At 28.6% G+C, this 1,923-nt stretch carries 2 protein-coding genes; both read left to right on the top strand.

Going from position 1 to position 1,923, the window contains the following annotated elements:
- Window positions 1-245 precede the first annotated feature (245 nt).
- A complete protein-coding gene (locus tag VN21_RS03710) occupies window positions 246-1,514 on the top strand; it encodes a cation:proton antiporter (RefSeq protein ID WP_046822105.1) in 1,269 nt (422 codons plus the stop codon).
- Between the two features lie 177 nt (window positions 1,515-1,691).
- Window positions 1,692-1,923 (top strand): hypothetical protein (locus tag VN21_RS03705; RefSeq protein ID WP_046822104.1); only part of this gene is annotated, 232 nt, incomplete at its 3' end.

Below are 1,923 nucleotides of genomic sequence, written 5' to 3'. Positions count from 1 at the left end.
CTTTTTTATTATTTAATTTAATAAAGAAAGAATTTAATTGAATTTATTTTATTCTCGAAATTGGTATTACCAATTATTAAAAAAAAATTAAAATAAAAAAGTTTTGTAAAAATTGTTTGATTTTTTGAAATATAATGAAATATTATTAAGTAATTGACTTTATATTTCAAGAGGACTATAATTATTAATTGCTTGATAAAGAAACAGTTAGAAATCTAATTAATGGAAAGAATGGGGTGAACAGTATGGAAAATACAATGGAGGCAATTGCTACCAACAATCTATTGTTTATATTTTCAGTAGTAGTAGTAACAGGTATAGTATTAGGTAAATTAAGTGAAATACTAAAATTACCCGATGTAATTTTATATTTAATAGCAGGTATTATAATAGGACCAGCTGTTTTAAATATAATAAGTATAGAAGCTTTTCCAATAGAAAATAATCTTATACTGACTTTCGGATCGGCATTTATATTATATGAAGGCGGTAGAGAGATAAATTTAAAGGTTTTAAACAAAGTTAAAATTAGTGTAGGGCTACTAGCAACTTTAGGAGTTGTAATATCTACTGTTGTAGTCGGGTTTGCAACTAGCAAAATTTTCCCAGTATCAATTATGACGGCTTTACTTATAGGTGCAGTTATAGCATCTACAGATCCAGCAGCACTTATACCAGTATTTAAGCAAGTTGCAATAAAAGATAAAATAAAGCAAACAGTAGTAAGTGAATCAGCATTTAATGATGCAGTTGGAGCAATACTAGTAAGTACTTTATTGGCGGTTATAACATCAGGATCATTTTCACTTGGTGAAAGTGCAAAGGAATTATTAATTTCAGTAGTAGTAGGACTAGCGGTTGGAATTGCTATAGGCTTATTATTTTCACTTTTAGTATCAGATAAAAAATGGGGTGTGTTCCACTCATATGCACCAATAATATCTGTTTTAAAAGTTGCATTAGCTTATGAAATAGCTACTAAGTTACATGGAAGTGGATATATGGCTGTATTTATAGCAGGACTTATAGCAGGAAATAGAAAATTATTCGGACTATGGGTACCAGATATTGATTTTCATGCAGAGCATTGTTTCAGAGAGAGTGTAGGAGCTTTATGCAGAATGGCTATATTTATAGTTTTAGGAACTCATGTAGACCTATCTGCACTAGCACAATACTGGTTACCTTCACTATTAGTAGTTTTAGTTCTAATGTTTGTAGCGAGACCATTAGTAGTTTTAATATGTACGTTATTTGATAGACAAGCCAAATGGAAATTTAAGGATAAGTTATTTATGATGTGGGTAAGAGAAACGGGTGTTATACCAGCGGCTTTATCAGGAATAATTGTGTCTATGCAACTTCCAGGTTATCAAATAATTTCATCAGTTGTATTTATGACGATTTTAATAACATTAATAGTACAAGCAAGTACTACAAAGATATTAGCTAAGAAACTAGACTTATTAGAAGATGATAAAAATAAAAATTCAAAAACTGAAAAAGTAGCATAAAAAATAAAGGCTATCTAGGTAAAGTAATATGATCCATATAACTTTCATTAGATAGCCTTTATTTTTGTGAATAAAAACTATGGAAAAGGAGGAAAAAAATTAGTTTGATAGAATTTATTTTATATAGAGAGAAATTACAGGAAGATTTGAAATATTCAATGAAATGGAGGTGGATTTATGAAAAAAAGGCTTATAGGAGATGCCTTGGTATATTTTGTTGCTCCGATTGTTCTATTTGCTATATTTAAAGGGGAATCTAAAATATATTCTCTTATGACTACTACTATGATTTTAATTGCATACTCTATGATTATTAAATACAATCAGTTTAGATTTAATTTTTCAGGTTTATTTTTTTCAATTGGATACACCTTTATGCAATCTTTAAAGATAGGATTAAATGAGCCTT

Source organism: Paraclostridium benzoelyticum, from assembly GCF_001006285.1.
Classification (GTDB): Bacteria; Bacillota; Clostridia; order Peptostreptococcales; family Peptostreptococcaceae; genus Paraclostridium; species Paraclostridium benzoelyticum.
Note: the sequence above shows the minus strand (reverse complement) of the source record. Positions and strands in the feature narration are given on the sequence as shown.

Bases quoted from the DNA above. Each gene is read 5' to 3' on its own strand.
- VN21_RS03710 (WP_046822105.1), top strand. From the start codon at position 246: ATGGAAAATACAATGGAGGCAATTGCTACCAACAATCTATTGTTTATA.